Genomic DNA, 19,723 nt, shown 5'->3' with positions numbered 1-19,723 from the left:
GCGCCTTTCACCACCACCTAAATTAACTCGCTTTGGCTCATTAGATTTAGATGGAGCACTTGGCGCTATTGGGTAGACTCATCTAAAGCTAATACAGCTTCAAAAATATCATCACAAAAATTCATAATACCCTTAAGTTTAAGTCTCAATTTATCGCTACAAACATAAGCAAACAATTGCTAGTGAGAAAATAAAAGCTAGGCATACTTGTTTAACAAAGCCATTTTGTCTCAAGATATCATAATGCGAACTAGCCAGCGATATCGCTTCGCCCTAATCACGGGGGGGGCGGCCAATTTTAAATCACTACTTTTAACATCTAATGATATTTAACAGCGCCGCTGTTATGATTAAACATAACTTCAACAATAATTAAGTTTTGAAATGATAAGCGGTTTTAATAATGCCTAATTACTCCCTTGATGATTTACGTTATTTTTGCACTATAGTGAAATTAGGTAGCTTTAAAAAAGCATCCGAAAGTCTAAATCTATCATTATCAACCTTAAGCCGCAGAATACGTTTATTGGAGCAAACTCTACCGTTAACCTTACTTAATCGAGACGCTCATCGCGTTACATTAACTCATACAGGGGAGCTATATTACGCTCGCTACTGTAAACTGTTTGAGGAAGTAGACGCCATAGAGCAAGCGTTATCTGATGAGAAGCAGCAACCAAAAGGTAAAATTAGAATTTCTGCGCCAATTTACATGGGCAAGCATTTTTTAAGCGCTATTTTTTGTGATTTTTTACTGCTGTATCCAGAAATACAGTTAGATTTACGTTTTTCAAATGACTTAATTGATATCGAAAAAAAAGGCATTGATATTGCTTTTAGAGTACGAAACCCAGCTATTGATAATTGGGTTATTAGAGAGTTGAAACTCACCCATAATATAATATGTGGCCGCCCTAACCAAACCACTCATTTAATTACCCACCCTGAGCAATTAGAAGAACAACCCAAAGTTATTTGCTTTGGATTAGCCCCGTGGCAATTAAAAAATAAACTGACTAATGAAGTGTATAACGTTGAGCCAAAAAAACACATTAGGCTTGAAGTTGATGAAATTCAAATGATGAAACATGCCGTAGAATCGGGTGTTGGCATTAGTTATATACCTGATTATATTGCATTGCCATTAATAGAGTCAGGAACGCTTGAGCGTATTCTTCCTGATTGGCAAAGTGAAGGGCAGCCTTTTTCTATGCTTTATCGCGACAGAAAACAAATCCCTCATCGTGTGAGGTTACTAATAGACTATACCTTGCAACACTTTAGCTAAAGCGCTGCAAGGTATTTTTTAATAACTCAGCCTCAGTACCATAACGCTATAAAAGTCGCTTAAAGTATTGCTGTAATTACTAAACGGCTTGCTTAAACGGATTGCGAGTATCTTGATGCTCATCAAGATTACGCATTAAAATAGCGTACGCTAAATCTAGTGCTTGAGGCAGCGCTATTTTAACAATATGGCCGGAACCTTTAGCATCGCTAATACTTTCACCCTTTTTATTTTCCATCTGCTCAAGTACAAAGCTAATATTACCTAGTGGGGTCATTAACTCTAATGAATGGCCAACACAAAACTTATTTTTTACATCAATATCAACTAAGCCGTTAGCATCTCTACCCAGCACTTCGCCAACAAACTGTTGTTTAGTTGATACCGAATGGCCGTATTCATAATTTTGATAGTCTTGGTGCGCATGGCGCTTTAAAAAGCCTTCGGTGTAGCCTCTGTGGGCTAAATTTTCTAAGGTTTTAAATAAGTTGGTATCAAACGGGCGACCAGCTACTGCGTCATCAATTGCTTTGCGATAAACCTGCGCGGTGCGTGCTACATAATAAAAAGACTTGGTGCGCCCTTCTATTTTTAAGCTATGTATACCCATTTGGGTAAGTTGCTCTACATATTGTACTGCTCGTAAATCTTTTGAGTTCATAATATAAGTACCATGCTCATCTTCATAAGCAGGCATATATTCACCGGGGCGACCTTGCTCCTCTAACATGACTATTTCGCTACTAGGAGCGCCTTCACCAAGCGTAGGTATTATACTTTTAGGATCGAACTTATGTACCATTTCACCCGTTTCGTTTTCAACGCCCGGTTTTACATCGTAATCCCAACGACAAGCATTAGTGCATGTACCTTGATTTGGATCGCGTTTGTTTATGTAACCCGACAATAAACAGCGTCCAGAGTACGCCATACACAAGGCACCATGGACAAATATTTCCAGCTCGGTATTTGGGCAAAGCCTGCGTATTTCGGCAATTTCTTCTAGCGACAGTTCGCGCGATAAAATAACTCGCTCAATCCCCTGTTTTGCCCAAAATTGTACACTCGCGTAATTTACCGCATTCGCTTGTACCGATAGATGAATAGGCATAGTCGGCCATTTTTCTCGCACTAGCATAATTAACCCCGGATCAGACATGATCAGCGCATCGGGCTGCATAGCAATAACCGGCTCAATGTCGCGTAAATACGAGTTAACTTTAGCGTTATGCGGCGCAATATTAGATACCACATAAAACTTTTTATTCAGTGCATGCGCTTCATCTATGCCTATTTTTAATGTTTCAAGATCAAACTCATTATTACGTACTCTTAAGCTATAGCGTGGCTGCCCTGCATATACTGCATCGGCACCATAAGCAAAGGCATAGCGCATGTTTTTTAAGCTGCCCGCGGGCGATAATAGTTCAGGGGTAAACGCAAACGGCGGTGTATTTTTTGAAGAGTTAACAGTAGTTGATGGCATAAGCGCTCCATACATAAAACTGGTTACAAGCCAGTTGCATGAATAATTAACAAATACAATAAGTGTAGAGCGCGGCAGTATAAATGCAGCAAATTATTTGTATTTGATCGAGATCACAAAATAACAATCAAATTGGTTATTAATAATAATTAGTATTTTTACGTTAAAACGCGTATAATTCGCGCCCGTTAATATTCACACTTTCACTTAAAATTATTGGAGCATTAAGATGGCTTTAGAACGTACTTTCTCAATCGTAAAACCTGATGCAGTTGCTAAAAACCACATCGGCGCTATCTACAACCGTTTCGAAACTGCTGGCCTTAAAATCGTTGCAGCTAAAATGGTTCACCTTTCACAAGAGAAAGCTGAAGGCTTCTACGCTGAACACAGCGAACGTCCTTTCTTCGGTGCTTTAGTATCTTTCATGACATCTGGTCCAGTAATGGTTACCGTTCTTGAAGGCGAAAACGCTGTTCTTAAAAATCGTGAAATCATGGGTGCTACTAACCCTGCAGACGCACTAGCAGGCACTTTACGTGCAGACTACGCTGACAGCATCGACGAAAACGCTGTTCACGGCTCTGACGCTGTTGAATCTGCTGCTCGCGAAATCGCGTACTTCTTCGCTGACGAAGAGCTTTGTTCACGTACTCGTTAATTCGAACTCGTTAACATATTGAAAAGGGCTTTCGGGCCCTTTTTTAGTCATTATGTAAGGTATTAATCAGTAAACTTATAATGTTTTACTTAATGATTAAGCTGAGTGAATTGTGTACAATTCGTCCTCGTAAATTTTTATCTCCACCGTCACCGATTGAGGTTGTTTCATGACCGAGCAAAAAAAGATTAACTTATTAGATTTAAACCGAGAAGGGATGCGCGAGCTATTTGCATCGTTCGGTGAAAAGCCGTTTCGTAGTGACCAGGTGATGAAATGGATTTATCATTTTGGCGTAGACAACTTCGACGATATGAGCAACGTAAACAAAAAGCTTAAAGAAAAACTTAAAGCTGAATGCGAAATTGTTGCCCCAGAAATATCAGTGCGTCAACAAGCTAAAGATGGCACGATCAAATACGCATTAGTGCTTGAAGGCGGCCAAGAAGTAGAAGCTGTTTGGATCCCTGAAAAAGAACGCGCTACGTTATGTGTATCATCGCAAGTTGGTTGTGCGCTTGAATGTACTTTTTGCTCTACAGCGCAACAAGGCTTTAACCGTAACTTAAAAGTATCTGAAATTATTGGCCAGGTTTGGCGTGTAGCTAAAGATATTGGCCTTGATGGTCACAGCGAAAAACGCCCGGTAACAAACGTGGTAATGATGGGCATGGGTGAGCCACTCCTTAACGTTAAAAACGTAGTCCCCGCGATGGAACTGATGTTGGACGATTGGGGTTTTGGTTTATCTAAGCGCCGCGTTACATTAAGTACTTCAGGCGTGGTACCGGCTCTGGATTTACTAAAAGAAAAAATTGACGTAGCACTGGCTATTTCATTGCATGCTCCTGATAACGCACTGCGCGATATTTTAGTGCCCGTTAATAAAAAATACCCTATTGAAGAGTTTTTAGCGGCGTGTCGTCGTTATATCGATGGCTCTAAAGCAAATAAAGACGTAACCGTTGAATACGTTATGCTCAATGGTATTAACGACAGCACCGACCAAGCGCACGCATTGGTACAAACGCTTAAAGGCACTCCTTGTAAGGTAAACCTTATTCCGTTTAACCCATTTCCGGGTAACGAATATACGCGTTCGAGTAATAGTCGTATTGACCGTTTTTCTAAGGTTTTACAAGCAGCCGGCATTACTTGTATTGTACGTCGCCCTCGCGGTGATGATATTGATGCAGCGTGTGGTCAATTAGCTGGCGATGTTGTTGATAGAACAAAACGCTTGGCTAAAAAGAAAATGCGTGACGATAACGCGATTACCGTTAATATTCACCAAGCATAACCTCATCTCTAAATAGCAATCAGTCTTAATTAATACTTCATATCAAGACTGATTGCTTTTAAGTCGTTTATTTTTAAATAATTGATGCAACATAGATGCTTTTAGGTAAGATAGGCGCTATGGACAAAAAATAAAGAGACAAGGTAATGCGACCTTTACTAGTTTTAACTATATCTACGCTCGCCTTAGGCGGTTGCGTTACAGAAAATAGTTATAACGGCAGTGATAAACCCGTTGTCGAAAATAAAATTAATAGCGCAGGCGCAGCTCGAACTCGCATTGCCCTTGCTTTACAATATTTAAATACGGGTAATAACTCTCAAGCAAAATATAACCTTGAACGTGCCAGCGAATATGCGCCAAACCTACCCGAAGTCCACTACTCTTTAGCGTATTACTATCAACAAGTTGGTGAAAATAAACTTGCCGATTTAGCCTATCAAAAAGCACTTGCTATTAAACCTGACGATCCTAATACCTTAAATAACTATGGGGTATTTTTATGTGGTATAGATGAATACGACCGTGCTACTGATCAGTTTTTAAAAGCAATCGCAATACCCAGCTATATCCGTGTTGCCCAAAGCTACGAAAACTTAGCGTTGTGCGCTATAGAATTTGACGACTTTGATAACGCCGAAACTTATTTTCAGCAAGCAATAAATCACAGTTCTCAGCGCGCTTCAACGCTGATTAGTTTAGCGGCTTTATATTACGCTAAAAGCGATTTATACAAAGCAAGTGCACTGTTAAAGCGTTACGACGATACCGCGCAAATATCTCCGCGTGCTTTATTACTTAGTTATTTAATTAAACAGCGCATGGGTAAAATTGAAGAAGCAGAGAAAATTGCTGCAACTATCCTACAAACTTACCCAAGTAGTGATCAGGCTTTTGCGATTAGAGATAGCCAAATAAAACAAACCGAATTTGAAGTTTTGCGCGAAAAATATCGTCAAGCGCAGCTCAATGAATTAAAACAAGATGGTAGCGAAGCGCAATTAAGTTCACAGCCTAAAATAAAAATAATTCGTAAAAAGCGTCCATCACAAAATGACTCAACAAGCTTAATTAGTGCTAATAAAACGCCCGTTGCAACAGTAACAGACCCAGCTGCAGTAATAGCCGAAGTTAAACCAGTTCTGCCATCAAGCAAAACTGTCGCACCACCAAGCCAGGCGAACGCTGTGCTTAACGCAAAACCAATAACAAACTCAACAAACCAAAGCAGTAAACAAGCTATTGTTAGCCCTTTAAGCGCGCAGCCTGAGACACCAACAAGCAACTTGCCTGCAGCACAGGTTGCAGCACAGGTTGCAGCACAGGTTGCAGCTAATAATAACGTTAAAATAATTTCTTTTGGTGCTCCTCAACCTGCTATTAACAGCGCTAATAAAGCAAATACAACTAACACTACTTTCAGCCAAGCGAGTGCTCAACCTAGTAATAATGGTCAGGTGGTTTTTTATAAGCCCACTAAAAATGCAGATGTATTTGCTAGCAATAACAGCAACGAACTTGACACCATAGAGCTGAGAAATGCGCCAACAAGTAACGACAATAAGCTACCTATGCTCAACCCTAAGGTTGCGCCGCTTACAGTCCCGTTTCATATTATAGAGTTTGGTGAAAACCTATTTAGCATTTCGGTACGATACAATGTTAAACTACAAAAGCTCCTATTATGGAATGGATTAAAAGAGTCAGATCGGGTAATGAATGGCAGTAAAATTTACCTTAACGATCCTAACATTTATTATGAAATTAAAGCTGGTGATACCCTTTTTGAAATAGCTACCCAGCGGCAGGTATTAATTGATGAATTAATGCGATGGAATAAATTAAGTCCTGATATAGCACTAACACCAGGGCACAATCTTTTACTAGTGGATCCAGACTCATACCTATTATGAATGAAGAAATTACTCAGCCCCAAAGCGAACAACCTTCTCTTGGGCAAATATTAAAAACACACAGAGAAAACGCTGACATTAGCCTTGCTACTATGGCAACACATTTAAAACTGACTGTGTTACAAGTGCAACGTATAGAAAATGATGAATATCAACTACTTGGCCCTACAACCTTTGTAAAAGGGTATATAAAAAATTATTGCCGAGAGCTAAAAATTGATCATACACCTATTTTGGCTATGCTACCTGCACCTACAACGCCTGAAAAACCCGTTGATATGCAGAGTTTTTCGCGTCGTACTGAAAAAGAAGCTAACGACAGTCGTTTAATGATTGCCAGCTATATTATTTTAGCCATTGTAATTGGCTCCTCTGCCTTGTGGTGGTGGCAAACTGCTATGCCTATCGAAGAGCAAACAAGTAATATTAATGTTGAAAACTCAATAATGAGTGAACAACAAGAGCAGGCTGCGCAAAGTAATATTGGCGCATCACAGCAGCAAGTTCTGGAAACAAATAATGTAGCATTACCGCAAAGTGAGCAATTAAGTGCGCTACCTAGCGGTAATAGTACAATTAACACCACTACTACAGCCCCTAACGAAGCAAACAATAGTAGTACTATCGTTATGCTTTTTAATGATGAGAGCTGGGTAGAAATTTATGATGCCGAAGGTGAAAAAATTGCGTTTGGAGTAAAAAAAGCAGGCTATGAAATGACCTTAACAGGCATAGCTCCTTTTTCGGTTGTGCTGGGTAAGCATGATGCAGTTAATATTACTCTAAACGGTGAAGCTGTTGACCTATCAGCTTTTCCAAAAAATCGTTTAGCTAAATTTAAATTACCACTAGCAGAGTAGCCGCTATGTTTTCAGAATCCCCAATAAAACGCAGAAAATCAACCCGTATTAATGTTGGTAATGTACCTATAGGTGATGGCGCGCCCATTGCCGTGCAGTCAATGACTAACACCGACACTATGGATGTAGATGCAACCGTAGCGCAAATTCAGGCAATACAAGATGCCGGCGCCGATATAGTGCGCGTATCTGTGCCAACTATGGACGCCGCTGAAGCGTTTAAAAGTATTAAAGAGCAAGTAACTATACCGTTAGTAGCCGATATTCACTTTGATTACCGTATTGCCTTAAAAGTAGCAAAATATGGCGTAGATTGTCTGCGTATTAACCCAGGTAATATTGGCAGCGAAGAGCGAATTAGGGCTGTGGTAGATGCGGCTCGCGAGCACAACATTCCTATTCGTATTGGTGTAAATGGCGGCTCATTAGAGCGCGATTTACAAGAAAAATACGGCGAGCCTTCGCCCGAGGCATTATTAGAGTCGGCAATGCGCCATGTAAACATATTGCGCCGTTTAGACTTTGATCAATTTAAAATATCAGTAAAAGCGTCTGACGTGTTTTTAGCTGTAGGTGCTTATCGCTTGCTAGCAAAAGAAATAGACCAACCTCTGCATTTAGGTATCACCGAAGCCGGTGGCATGCGCTCAGGCTCAGTTAAATCTGCAGTCGGTTTAGGCATGTTACTTGCCGAAGGAATTGGCGATACGCTACGTGTTTCGTTGGCAGCCGATCCGGTGCAAGAAATTAAAGTTGGTTTTGATATTTTAAAATCACTGCGTATTCGTTCTCGCGGTATTAACTTTATTGCTTGCCCTAGCTGCTCTCGCCAAGAGTTTGATGTAGTTAGCACCATGAACCAATTAGAAGAGCGCTTAGAGGATATTATTGAACCGGTTTCGGTCTCAGTGATTGGCTGTGTAGTAAACGGCCCTGGCGAAGCATTGGTAAGTGATATTGGTTTAGCCGGCGCTAGTCGTCGCTCAGGATTATATATTAATGGCGAACGCCAAAAAGCCCGCATAGATAACAATAATATTGTTGAACAACTTGAAGGCTACGTGCGCGATTTTATTGCAAAAAAACAAAACCAAACACCTATCGATATTAAAATCGTTGAGTAACACCTTTAATTAGTTAGTTTGGCCTTTATTTAAATTGTGCTATCGCTGGGTAACTTAGCAATAGCGCGCCTCTAAGCTCGCATTTACGTGTAAATTAGGGTTATAATATCGGGTCAATTTTTTTAGTTTTATGTTGTCGCAGTCAAGCATTGTACAACAACAGTTTTTAGGATTTAGCAGTGGCAAAACAAATTCAAGCAGTTCGCGGTATGAACGATTGCCTACCAGGCGATACTCAAGTTTGGCAAAAAGTAGAAAATATTTTACGCGAAACCGTTGCGTCGTTCGGTTATCAAGAAATTCGTTTTCCAATTGTAGAATCAACCGACCTATTTAAACGCTCTATTGGTGAAGTAACCGATATAGTAGAAAAAGAAATGTACACCTTTGCCGATCGTAATGGCGACTTACTTACGCTTCGCCCAGAAGGCACCGCTGTGTGTGTACGCGCAGGAAACGAAAATGGCTTACTGTATAACCAAGAGCAACGCCTTTGGTATATGGGCCCAATGTTTCGCCATGAACGTCCGCAAAAAGGCCGCTATCGCCAGTTTCACCAATTTGGTTTAGAAACCTTTGGTATTGCGAGTGCCGACATAGATGCAGAAGTTATTTTACTTACAGCGCAATTATGGGAATCGTTTGGGATTAGCGAACATGTACGTTTAGAGCTTAACTCGTTAGGTTCAAACGAAGCACGTGCCAATTACCGTGATGCACTGGTTGCCTATCTTGAGCAACACCTTGATGTACTAGACGAAGATTCAAAACGTCGCATGTATTCAAACCCGCTACGTGTACTTGATAGCAAAAACCCTGACGTGCAAGCAATTTTAATTAATGCACCTAAGCTATCTGAGCATTTAGACACTGAATCAAAAGAACATTTTGCAAATTTATGTGAACGTTTAGACGCAGCCGGCGTCAAATACACGATTAACGAAAAACTGGTACGTGGTTTAGATTATTACAACCGCACTGTGTTTGAATGGATCACCGACAGCTTAGGCGCGCAAGGTACTGTGTGTGCCGGTGGCCGTTACGATGGCTTAGTTGAGCAACTTGGTGGAAAAGCGACCCCTGCAGTAGGTTTTGCAATGGGCCTTGAGCGCTTAGTGCTACTGCTACAAGCACTTGAGTGTGTAGGTGATATTCGTCGTAATGCTGATGTATATTTAGCATCAATGGGCGACAAAGCCAGTATTCAAGCACCTATTATTGCAGCGACGCTTCGACGCGATGTGCCAAACTTACGCGTTATGGTGCATGCTGGCGGCGGCAACTTTAAAAAACAATTAAAACGTGCTGATAAAAGCGATGCACTCGTTGCCGTTATTATCGGTGAAGATGAATTAGAACAAGGCGTTGTGACCATTAAGTATTTACGCGAGCGTAAAGAACAAGTCACATTAGAATTAGAACAAGCTAAAGCGCTATTAGCAGAGCTTATTAATAGCTAATATTTTAATAAAAGCATATTAATGCCAAAGCTATCACAGAGGTAAAAATGGATATTTATTCAACAGAAGAACAACAAGCCGAAGCCATAAAGCGCTTTTTCCGTGAAAACGGCCTTTCTCTTGCACTAGGTGTAATTGTAGGTTTAGGTGGTTTATATGGCTGGAAAGCGTATAACCAAAACCAAATTACCACAGCTGAGCAAGCATCAGACGCTTACACAACATTGGTTTCAGGCGAAAGTGTATTATCGTCAGCTGATACTTTTATTAGCGAAAATAAAGATACCAACTACGCAACGTTAGCTGCATTTGTAGCGGCTAAAGATGCTGTAGAAGCAAATGACCTAGACGCCGCAAGCGAAAAGCTAAGCTGGATAGTGTCTAACGTAAAAAACGATGAATTAAAAGCCATTGCTATTACACGCCTAGCTCGCGTTCAAATTGCCCAGCAGCAGTATGATGAAGCGCTAACGTCGTTAAATGCATCATTACCTGACGCATTTTCTGCCAATGTTGCAGAGCTTAAGGGTGATATTTACACTAAGCAAGGCGACAAAAAACAAGCTCGCGCAGCATATCAAGCAGCGGTTGATGCCGGTGGACTAACCAGTAATCCACTATTACAAATTAAGTTAGATGACCTAGCAGTAACAAGCCCAGCGGCATAAGGTTTTAGCTATGAAAAAAATAACAATCGCAACGCTTGCACTTTGCATGGCAACTTTAATGGGTTGCTCGTCAAGTGATGACGAAGAAGAACTGGTTCTGCCTGAAATAGCCAACCAGTTCGAAACTAATATTGTATGGCAAGAATCAATTGGTAATGGTGTAGAGCATTATTTTTCACGCTTATCACCTGCTGTATATAAAGATACCGTATACGTTGCTAACCGCGAAGGCCAAGTAAAAGCACTTAAGCTAGAAAATGGCGATACGCTATGGAAAAGCGATGTGCGCCAAGATGTATCGTTTTGGCCATGGGCCGATAACGATAGTGCAAAATTATCGGGCGGAATATTACAAGCTTATGGTAAAATATATTTAGGTTCGGAGCATGGCTATGTTATTGCTCTAGATCGTGAAACTGGTGAAGAAGTTTGGCGTAAAAACGTACCCGGTGAAGCACTTTCAAAACCAGCTGCCGGTGACGGTTTGGTATTTGTAAATTTAGCTTCGGGTAAGTTATTAGCCCTTCATCCTGATACGGGTGAAGAACGCTGGCGCTTTGAGCAAGAAGTACCTGCGCTAACCTTACGTGGACAAAGCGCGCCTACTGTTGCAAATGGTGGTGTATTAGTTGGCCTAGAAACCGGCAAATTAAGCGTATTAATTTCAGACAGTGGTTACTCTGCATGGAGTGCCGAAATTGCAGTTGCTAAAGGTGCTTCAGAGTTTGAGCGTCTAGTTGATGTAGACACACAACCACTTATTAGCGGCCCATACGCTTATGCTATTGCTTATAATGGTAACCTAGCGGCAGTTGATATTCGTTCTGGTAATATTGTATGGAAACGTGAATACAGCAGTTACCGCGATATTGCCATGGATGCACAAAGTATTTATGTAGTAGATAGCAACGGTGTTATTTACGCATTGGATAAAGATTCAGGTATTGAACGTTGGAGCCAACCCGCTCTACGTGGTTGGTATTTAACAGGCCCTGCAGTTGCAGGTGAATATTTAGCGTTAGGTGATCAAGAAGGTAACCTACATTGGCTAAATAAAGTCACTGGCGAGCTAGTATCTCGTGAAGACTTTGACAGTTCAGGCTTTTTTGTTGAGCCTGTTGTTGCCAACGATAAACTGATTTTATATACCCGAGATGGGGAAGTTAGTGCGGTACAAATACCAAACTAACTTATGATTATTAGTATAACCCACTAATAGTTAATTATTTTTTGTAAGGCTTCGCAACGCGAAGCCTTTTGTTGTTTTTTAAAGAGGTAGTTTATGCTTCCCGTGATCGCTCTAGTTGGGCGACCCAATGTGGGCAAATCCACATTATTTAACCGTTTAACACGTACTCGTGACGCGCTCGTAGCCGATTTTCCAGGTTTAACTCGTGATAGAAAATATGGCCAAGCAAATTACGATGGCTATGAATTTATCGTGGTAGACACGGGTGGTATTGATGGTTCTGAAGAAGGCATTGAAATCGAAATGGCTGATCAGTCTCTGCTCGCCATTGAAGAAGCCGATATAGTACTGTTTTTAGTTGATGCCCGTGTAGGTATGACAGTAGCTGACCAAGCCATTGCTAATCACTTGCGCAAGCAAGAGAAAAAATGCTTTGTGGTTGCTAACAAAACCGACGGTATTGACGCCGATTCAAACTGCGCTGAGTTCTATCAATTATCGCTGGGCGAAATTCATCATATTGCTGCATCACATGGCCGCGGTATTACGTTATTACTTGAGCAAACGCTACAGCCTTTAATTGCTGAATTAGCGGCGCTTGATGAAGATGTAAGTAACGATGATGAAGAGCTTATCGATTTATACCAAGAAGACAGTGAAGATGACTCTCATCAAGCATTTGCAGACAAACCTGTAAAGCTAGCCATTATTGGTCGTCCTAACGTAGGCAAGTCAACACTTACCAACCGTATACTCGGTGAAGAACGTGTAATTGTTTACGATATGCCAGGCACAACCCGCGATTCTATTTATATTCCGATGACCCGTAACGACAAAGAATATATTTTAATCGACACAGCTGGTGTGCGTAAGCGTAAAAAAGTAAGCGACGTGGTTGAAAAGTTCTCAGTGATTAAAACCCTACAAGCAATTGAAGACTGTAACGTAGTGTTATTAGTCGTTGATGCTCGTGCGGGTATTTCTGATCAAGATTTAAGCTTATTAGGTTTTGCACTTAACTCTGGCCGTTCACTGGTTATTGCGGTGAACAAATGGGATGGCTTAGACGATTATGTTAAAGATCGTATTAAATCAGAACTAGATCGTCGCTTAGGCTTTATCGACTTTGCCCGTTTACACTTTATATCGGCATTACACGGTACTGGCGTAGGTCATTTATTTGAGTCGGTAGATGAAGCGTACGAATCAGCTACTAAGCGTATAAGCACCGCAATGTTACGTCGTATTATGGACATGGCACAAGCAGATCATCAGCCGCCACTTGTTCGTGGTCGCCGTGTTAAGCTTAAATATGCGCATGCCGGTGGTTATAACCCACCACGTATCGTTATTCATGGTAACCAAGTTCATGATTTACCTGATAGCTATAAACGCTACCTAATGAACTACTACCGTAAAGCACTGAAAATTATGGGCACACCTATCAAAATCGAATTTAGAGAAGGTGATAACCCATTTGCCGGACGTGTTAATAAAATAACACTATCGCAAAAACGTAAAATTCGTGCGTTTAGTAAAGAAAACCGTAACAAATAGGTACTAGGTACTAGGTACTAGGTACTAAAATATTAAATGGCGTACATTAAATGTACGCCATTTTTTTGTTTAAAATAAAGTATTACGCAACCGCTTTATGAATAAGCCCAACAAGCGGCGCCGGTAATGTAATCTTACCTGTAAGTACAAACTCATGCGCTTCATCAGACATTTTTTGCCATGTACGGCGAATAATGCCAAGCCATTTTTGTTCATTATAATCTGGTTTTGCATTGGCAAACCCAAGCATGTAATGCTCAATAAACACCAAACTTGCTACATCTTCTACTAATTGGCTGTCTAGATTGCGCTTAATATCTTTTTTAGCAACAGCGTTATAAACACGGTTTTGGTCTGTATCGCTAAACCCAGCTTGTTTCATTAATTCAACGACTAGTGACGCATGAAAAATATAAAGAGCACTGCGCCATTGATGATAACCCTGTTTATTCATTTCAAAATCGCTACGTGGCGACTTCCAACGCTGAATATGCTGTGCACGCACTGCAATTTGCATAAGCTCATCGGCATCAGGTTTAAAGCGAGTTAGCATTTCGCTCATACGCTGTGAGTATAAATACTCTTTTGGAAAACTTTCTCCATTGTGCTGCTCAGTATTTGGGTCTTGGTTATTCGCTTCATCAATCAGCGTTATTACTTTATTAAACATGACGACCTTTATTATAATTAGTTTTTATCATTCTAAACGCTGATAAAACAATAAACTAGTGCCCCAATCAGTTATGAAGTGAAATTTGTTCAATCAAAAAGTAAAGCCTAGAGGCACAAGTTATAAAAGTAAGCGCATTGATTAAGTTAACTTGGTACTATATTGAGCACAAATTAAAATAAAAAAGCGCGACTAACTCGCCAATAACGGATGACTATGTTTAAAAAAAGTATTTTAGCTATTTGTTTAGCTGTTGCACCACTACCAAGCCTAGCCGACAGTAACACTGATTTAAAAACGATTATTGATAACCATTGGCAAAATGCAAAAGCCGAAAAAATATTCTTTCGTACCGATCCAGACGGCTGGAAACCCAGTGGTACATTGCCACATTGGACCGAGCAAGCCATTGCGAAGCGCCAAGCTTACAACAACAGTGTGTTAAAAAACTTAGCTAGTATTGACCCTAAAACGCTCAATAGCGAGCAGCTAATGAACTATCGTTTATTTAAATATGAGCGAGAAACAGAGCAGCAAAGCTACCTTTTTCAAGATAAGTATTTTCAAGTTAACTTTTTAAGTGGCTGGCATACTTACTTTGCCGAAGCACCGGCTAATATGGCGTTTTTAACGCCTGATGATTACAACGCATTTTTAGTAAGCCTTGCCGACTACCCTCGCTTTAATCAAGAAAACATTAACTTGATGAAAGAAGGTATTGAAAAGGGTTACACGCACTACTGCAAAACATTTGAAAATTACAGCCAGAGTATTAACGCTCATATTGTTAAGCAACCTGAAAACAGCGCCTTATACGAGCCCTTTACACGCATACCAAATACATTTACAGCAGAGCAAAAGGCAACATACCAAAACAAAGCAAAAGCCTTAATTAGCTCAAAAGTAGTTCCGGCTTATCAACACTTTTACGACTTTTTTGAAAACGATTACATGCCTAACTGTAGAGCGCAGCCGGGTATTTCAAGCGTTAAAGGCGGGCTTGAGTATTACAAATATACAGTTAATTACTACACCACAACCAATGCCACACCAAAGCAAATACACGAGCTTGGCTTAAAAGAAGTGGCACGTATAAAAACACAAATGCAAAACATCATTGATAAAGTAGGCTTTGATGGCTCTTACAGCGATTTTTTAGAATTTTTAGCAACCGACGAGCAATTTTACGCAACAGACGCGCAAGACCTGCTTGAAAAAACAGCCTTTATTACGCAAAAAATGTATGGCAAGTTACCAACCTATTTTAATCATTTACCACGTAATACCTTTACTATAAAAGGCTCAGCGAGTCGCGGCGCGTTTTATATGCCACCTGCTGATAACCGCTCCCCTGGCACTTACTTTTTAGCCTCAACACCTAAATTGCAACCTTTGTATAATTTAGAAGCGCTAAGCCTGCACGAGGCAATACCAGGGCACCATTTACAAAACGCTATTGCAATGGAGTTAGATGTACCCGAATTTAGACGCACACTTAGCCATTCAGCATTTGGTGAAGGCTGGGCACTTTACACCGAACGTTTAGGTAAAGAAGCCGGCTTTTATCAAGACCCATACAGCGACTTTGGTCGTTTAGGTTACGAAATGTGGCGTGCCGTGAGACTCGTTGTTGATACCGGTATTCATGCATTTGGCTGGAGCCGCCAAAAGGCAATTGACTACTTGGCAGATCACACTGCTTTGCCACAAAGCGCGGTCGAGGATCAAATAGATCGTTATATTTCATGGCCAGGCCAAGCGCTCTCTTACAAAATGGGCGAAATAAAAATACGCGAACTACGTGCAAAAGCCGAAAAAGAGCTAGGTGCTAAGTTTGATATACGCAGCTTTCACGACACCGTAATCGGCCAAGGGTCACTCCCTATGGAAGTGCTAGAAGATGTAATAAACGATTGGATAACAGAGCAAAAATCAGCTATTTAAATTTTAATAGAGACGGCTTACTTAGCCGTCTCTATTAGTTAAGTAAACTGCCGAGCTAATTAAAATACCTAACCATTAATCCTCACCCGCTTTTGCTTCGTACCACTTTAGAGTTTAAAAACCTGAGCAAACCTATGAGCAAACGTATTTTATATTGGCTACAAAACGATTTACGAATAGACGACAACCCTATTTTAAGCGAACTTGCTACTGGGCAATGTGCGCTCGATATTGTATTTGTAATAAACCCGCACTGGTTTAAAAATAATAACCACCAACAAAAGCCATATGGCGTGCACAAACAACAGTTTTTAATGCAAAGCTTATTTGAGCTGCAACAAGCACTTATTGAACGCGGGCAAACTCTTCACGTACTTGAGGGCGAAACTTTTAGTGTTTTAAAGCAGCGCATAGCTGAGCAACACATTGACGAAGTAGTGTGCAGTGAACATGTTGGAACCTATGAGCAGCGTCAACTCGCCCGACTAAAAGCACATTGCTCACATGTCATATTTAAAACAACTCAACAAGATACTCTATTTCAACAAAGTGATCTCCCTTTTGATTTAAACGAGCTACCTAAAAGCTTTACCCCATTTAGAAAAAAAGTAGAGGCGGTAAACATACCTATAACAACCTCAACCCTGCCTAAAGGTTTACTCCCTCAACCTATAACATTATGTGCGGCCAAACCAATTGAGCTTAGTGAATATACTGATGACAACAACGCGATAATGCACGGCGGATTTAAAAGTGTGCAAGCTCATTTAGCGCAGTACTTTTCGGGCTTACTGCCAAGTACCTATAAAACAACTCGAAACGAGCTTGATGGCTTTAATAACACCACAAAATTTAGTACCTGGCTTGCCTTTGGCTGTGTAAGTGCACGGCAAGTTTATAAAGCGGTTGAAGAGTACGAACATAAACATATTGCAAACGAATCTACTTATTGGATTAAGTTTGAATTGCTATGGCGAGAGTATTTTAAATGGCATGCACTCAATGCGGGCAACAGCCTGTTTAGCTTTAAAGGCCAAAAACAAACCAAGCCCCTTACTACGTTTATGCCAAATCGCTTTGCAGCGTGGTGTAATGGCTCAACGCCCTACCCATTAGTCAATGCCATTATGAATGAGCTTAATGCTACTGGTTATATATCAAACCGAGCAAGACAAGTTGCAGCAAGTTGTTTAGTTAACGAACTTGGCCTTGATTGGCGCTATGGCGCGGCTTATTTTGAACAACAATTGATTGATTACGATGTAGCCGCTAATTGGGGTAATTGGCAATATATAGCGGGTGTAGGGGTCGACCCGCGTGGTGGTAGGCACTTTAATATTGAAAAACAAACCGCGCAGTTTGATCCGCACGCTGTTTACACTAATAAATGGCAAGGCAATGAAAATACCAGCACACAGCTGGATACTTTAAACGAAGTTGATTGGCCAATTTAAGCCGCCAATCAACTTTTACCAAATAACGTTTAAAACAGCTCAGCAATGCCTATATTAATGGCAAAGCCGCCTAACGTTAAAAACAAAAATAAACACAGCGCCAGTAACAGCGGTTTAATACCCGCTTGGCGAATTGCCCCAACATGTGTGCGTAAACCCAAAGCCACCATAGCAATAGTGAGTAATATATTATCAAACCATACAATAGCGCTTGTAACCACTTGAGGAATAATAGAGAGTGAATGCACACCACTTGCCACAATAAATAACACTGCAAACCAAGGGATGGTAATACCCGTTTTTTGCTCGCCGCCATGCACGTTATTGTTTGTTTTTGCATGCTTTTTACTTTGCCAAAACGATAAACCCACTAAAAATGGCGCAAGCATCATTACGCGTAGCATTTTTTCTATAACGGCGGTATCTGCAGCATTGGCGCTTACAGCAGTGCCCGCTGCAACCACTTGCGCTACTTCATGAATAGTTGAGCCTACAAAAATACCGTAAGCGTGTTCACTCAGTCCCATAAACTCAAACATGATTGGGTAGGCAAACATGCTTAACGTGCCAAACACCACCACCGTTGCCACCGCTACCGATACTTTATGTGCCTGCGCTTTTATAACTGGCTCGGTTGCCATTACAGCTGCTGCGCCACAAATAGAGCTACCTGCGCCAATTAATATTACTGTTTGCTCATCAAGCTTAAATACGCGCTTACCTAGCTGCACTGCCAAAATAAATGTGCCTAACAGCATTACTATATCGGTTAATAGGCCATGCCAGCCTACACCCGCTACTTGCGCAAAAGTAATTCTAAACCCAAATAAAATAACGCCCGCTTTGAGTAATATACTTTTAGCGTAATCAACACCTATATCGGTTTGCGTAGCAATACGCGAAAACACACTGTTACCCACAATAATGCCAAGCACTATACCAATAGTTAAAGAGCTAAATTGCGCACTTTGCATTATAGGTAACTTACTTAATGCAACAGATGCCCCCGCCAAAACAACCACCAGCAGCATACCTAACCACCAGCGCGCATCGCCGTATTGCATAGTATTAATACCCAAATTTTTAATAGCGCTAAGCATAATATTCTCTCAATTGAACAACGTTAAACTGTTGACTTCATTTTAAGAAAGCGCAAAATATAACTCCAATACATTAAAATCATGATTCGATAACTTAAAGTTATGTGATTTGAGAGACACAATGAACTTGCATGCACTTCGGGTGTTTTATACGGTAGCAAAGCTTGGTAGTTTTTCAGGCGCAGCTGAGGCGCTTTTTATAAGCCAGCCTGCGGTATCTAAAGCGCTAAAAGAACTTGAGTATCAGCTAAATATACAACTTATTGAGCGCGCATCTAAGGGTAAAAAACTCACCTTGAGTGAAGGCGGACAAGCACTTTTTGAACATGCTCGTAGTATTTTTGCCATTGAGAAAGCCGCCATTGAAGATATTAAATCGCGCACAGGGCTTAAGCGTGGCACGCTCGTTATAGGCACTAGTACAACCATTGCCAGCTATTGGCTACCGCCCTATTTAGCTAATTTTTGCGCGCAGTACCCCCATATTAAAGTAGAAGTACAAGTGGCTAATACCGCGCAAATTGAGCTTGCCCTACTAGAATGTACTATCGATTTAGCACTGGTTGAAGGCACACCTATCGAGCCGCATATTATAAGTAAGCACTGGCAAAACGATTTAATGAGTATCGTTATACCCAGTAACTTTAAGCCCGCTAAAAACTTAAATGCATGGTTAAACAAACAGTTTTGGCTACTGCGCGAGCCGGGCTCGGGCACTTTAGAAATGTCGGTTAAGTTATTAGCCCAACATGGCGTAATAGCAGAGCGCAGTATGCAATTGGGCAGCAACGAGGCAATAGCAAGGGCTGTTGCTCAAGGTATGGGGGTCGCTTTATTGCCAAACGTAGTTACTGAGGATTTAGTGCAGTTAGGTAAATTAACGCGCCTGAGCCAAAAAAATAACGAGCAACTCTCTCGGCCACTTTATCAACTGCATTATAAAGACAGACCGTCTTCACACGCTGCGCAAGCGTTCGAAAAAAGCCTGTTTAGTGAATAGTGATTATGTGAGTTAAACTAGAACTGATCTGTAAGTAACGAATGAGCGG

16 protein-coding genes are annotated in these 19,723 nt (G+C 40.9%); 13 read left to right on the top strand and 3 right to left on the bottom strand.

Features of this window, described 5'->3' with window-relative positions; all coding sequences use genetic code 11:
* Positions 1–403 precede the first annotated feature (403 nt).
* Positions 404–1,288: a LysR substrate-binding domain-containing protein gene (locus tag AAEY55_RS11690; protein ID WP_350551384.1), complete on the top strand. Its 885-nt coding sequence runs from the start codon at positions 404–406 to the stop codon at positions 1,286–1,288.
* 79 nt (positions 1,289–1,367) lie between these two features.
* Here the strand turns inward: AAEY55_RS11690 and yegQ are convergent, their stop codons facing one another.
* The gene (yegQ, locus tag AAEY55_RS11685; protein ID WP_089369096.1) at positions 1,368–2,774 is read right to left on the bottom strand and encodes a tRNA 5-hydroxyuridine modification protein YegQ; all 1,407 of its coding nucleotides are present in this window, start codon (positions 2,772–2,774) and stop codon (positions 1,368–1,370) included.
* Positions 2,775–3,003: 229 nt separating this feature from the next.
* Here yegQ and ndk point away from each other — a divergent pair, with 229 nt between their 5' ends.
* The 9 genes from ndk (at position 3,004) to der (ending at position 13,506) form a co-directional block, all read left to right on the top strand.
* A complete protein-coding gene (gene ndk, locus AAEY55_RS11680; RefSeq protein WP_011329780.1) occupies positions 3,004–3,435 on the top strand; it encodes a nucleoside-diphosphate kinase in 432 nt (143 codons plus the stop codon).
* A 169-nt stretch (positions 3,436–3,604) separates the two neighbouring features.
* Positions 3,605–4,735: a bifunctional tRNA (adenosine(37)-C2)-methyltransferase TrmG/ribosomal RNA large subunit methyltransferase RlmN gene (locus AAEY55_RS11675; protein WP_086998182.1), complete on the top strand. Its 1,131-nt coding sequence runs from the start codon at positions 3,605–3,607 to the stop codon at positions 4,733–4,735.
* A 146-nt stretch (positions 4,736–4,881) separates the two neighbouring features.
* On the top strand, positions 4,882–6,648 hold the full coding sequence (gene pilW / locus AAEY55_RS11670) for a type IV pilus biogenesis/stability protein PilW (protein ID WP_350551381.1): 1,767 nt from the start codon (positions 4,882–4,884) through the stop codon (positions 6,646–6,648).
* On the top strand, positions 6,645–7,508 hold the full coding sequence (locus AAEY55_RS11665; protein WP_179807759.1) for a RodZ domain-containing protein: 864 nt from the start codon (positions 6,645–6,647) through the stop codon (positions 7,506–7,508). Before pilW ends, AAEY55_RS11665 begins: the two co-directional genes overlap by 4 nt.
* Before the next feature lie 5 nt (positions 7,509–7,513).
* Positions 7,514–8,632: a flavodoxin-dependent (E)-4-hydroxy-3-methylbut-2-enyl-diphosphate synthase gene (gene ispG, locus AAEY55_RS11660; protein WP_086998188.1), complete on the top strand. Its 1,119-nt coding sequence runs from the start codon at positions 7,514–7,516 to the stop codon at positions 8,630–8,632.
* A gap of 179 nt (positions 8,633–8,811) precedes the next feature.
* Positions 8,812–10,092 (top strand): histidine--tRNA ligase, encoded by a 1,281-nt coding sequence (hisS, locus tag AAEY55_RS11655; RefSeq protein ID WP_011329775.1) that lies wholly within the window; start codon positions 8,812–8,814, stop codon positions 10,090–10,092.
* Between the two features lie 47 nt (positions 10,093–10,139).
* On the top strand, positions 10,140–10,760 hold the full coding sequence (locus AAEY55_RS11650; RefSeq protein ID WP_011329774.1) for a tetratricopeptide repeat protein: 621 nt from the start codon (positions 10,140–10,142) through the stop codon (positions 10,758–10,760).
* 10 nt (positions 10,761–10,770) lie between these two features.
* Complete coding sequence (bamB, locus tag AAEY55_RS11645; protein ID WP_011329773.1) at positions 10,771–11,949, top strand: outer membrane protein assembly factor BamB; 1,179 nt, start codon at positions 10,771–10,773, stop codon at positions 11,947–11,949.
* 93 nt (positions 11,950–12,042) lie between these two features.
* The gene (der, locus tag AAEY55_RS11640) at positions 12,043–13,506 is read left to right on the top strand and encodes a ribosome biogenesis GTPase Der (RefSeq protein WP_011329772.1); all 1,464 of its coding nucleotides are present in this window, start codon (positions 12,043–12,045) and stop codon (positions 13,504–13,506) included.
* Positions 13,507–13,588: 82 nt separating this feature from the next.
* Here the strand turns inward: der and AAEY55_RS11635 are convergent, their stop codons facing one another.
* Positions 13,589–14,176 carry a DUF4202 domain-containing protein gene (locus tag AAEY55_RS11635; protein WP_350551376.1) on the bottom strand — a complete coding sequence of 196 codons (588 nt, stop codon included), beginning with the start codon at positions 14,174–14,176 and terminating at the stop codon, positions 13,589–13,591.
* A gap of 216 nt (positions 14,177–14,392) precedes the next feature.
* Here AAEY55_RS11635 and AAEY55_RS11630 point away from each other — a divergent pair, with 216 nt between their 5' ends.
* Together AAEY55_RS11630 and AAEY55_RS11625 are read left to right on the top strand one after the other, a co-directional pair.
* Entirely contained in the window at positions 14,393–16,120 is a 1,728-nt protein-coding gene (locus tag AAEY55_RS11630; protein WP_024605507.1) for a DUF885 family protein, read from the top strand.
* A gap of 134 nt (positions 16,121–16,254) precedes the next feature.
* Complete coding sequence (locus AAEY55_RS11625) at positions 16,255–17,574, top strand: DASH family cryptochrome (protein ID WP_089369091.1); 1,320 nt, start codon at positions 16,255–16,257, stop codon at positions 17,572–17,574.
* 29 nt (positions 17,575–17,603) lie between these two features.
* Here AAEY55_RS11625 and AAEY55_RS11620 read toward each other — a convergent pair whose 3' ends face one another.
* The gene (locus AAEY55_RS11620; protein WP_089369090.1) at positions 17,604–18,674 is read right to left on the bottom strand and encodes a YeiH family protein; all 1,071 of its coding nucleotides are present in this window, start codon (positions 18,672–18,674) and stop codon (positions 17,604–17,606) included.
* 121 nt (positions 18,675–18,795) lie between these two features.
* On the opposite strand from AAEY55_RS11620, the gene AAEY55_RS11615 reads away from it, so the two are divergent.
* Entirely contained in the window at positions 18,796–19,674 is an 879-nt protein-coding gene (locus AAEY55_RS11615) for a LysR family transcriptional regulator (RefSeq protein WP_089369089.1), read from the top strand.
* Positions 19,675–19,723: the final 49 nt, after the last annotated feature.

It is taken from the genome of Pseudoalteromonas sp. 120-MNA-CIBAN-0494, from assembly GCF_040308885.1.
In the GTDB taxonomy this organism is placed as follows: Bacteria; Pseudomonadota; Gammaproteobacteria; order Enterobacterales; family Alteromonadaceae; genus Pseudoalteromonas; species Pseudoalteromonas nigrifaciens.
This window is presented reverse-complemented; position numbering and strand designations above follow the sequence as displayed.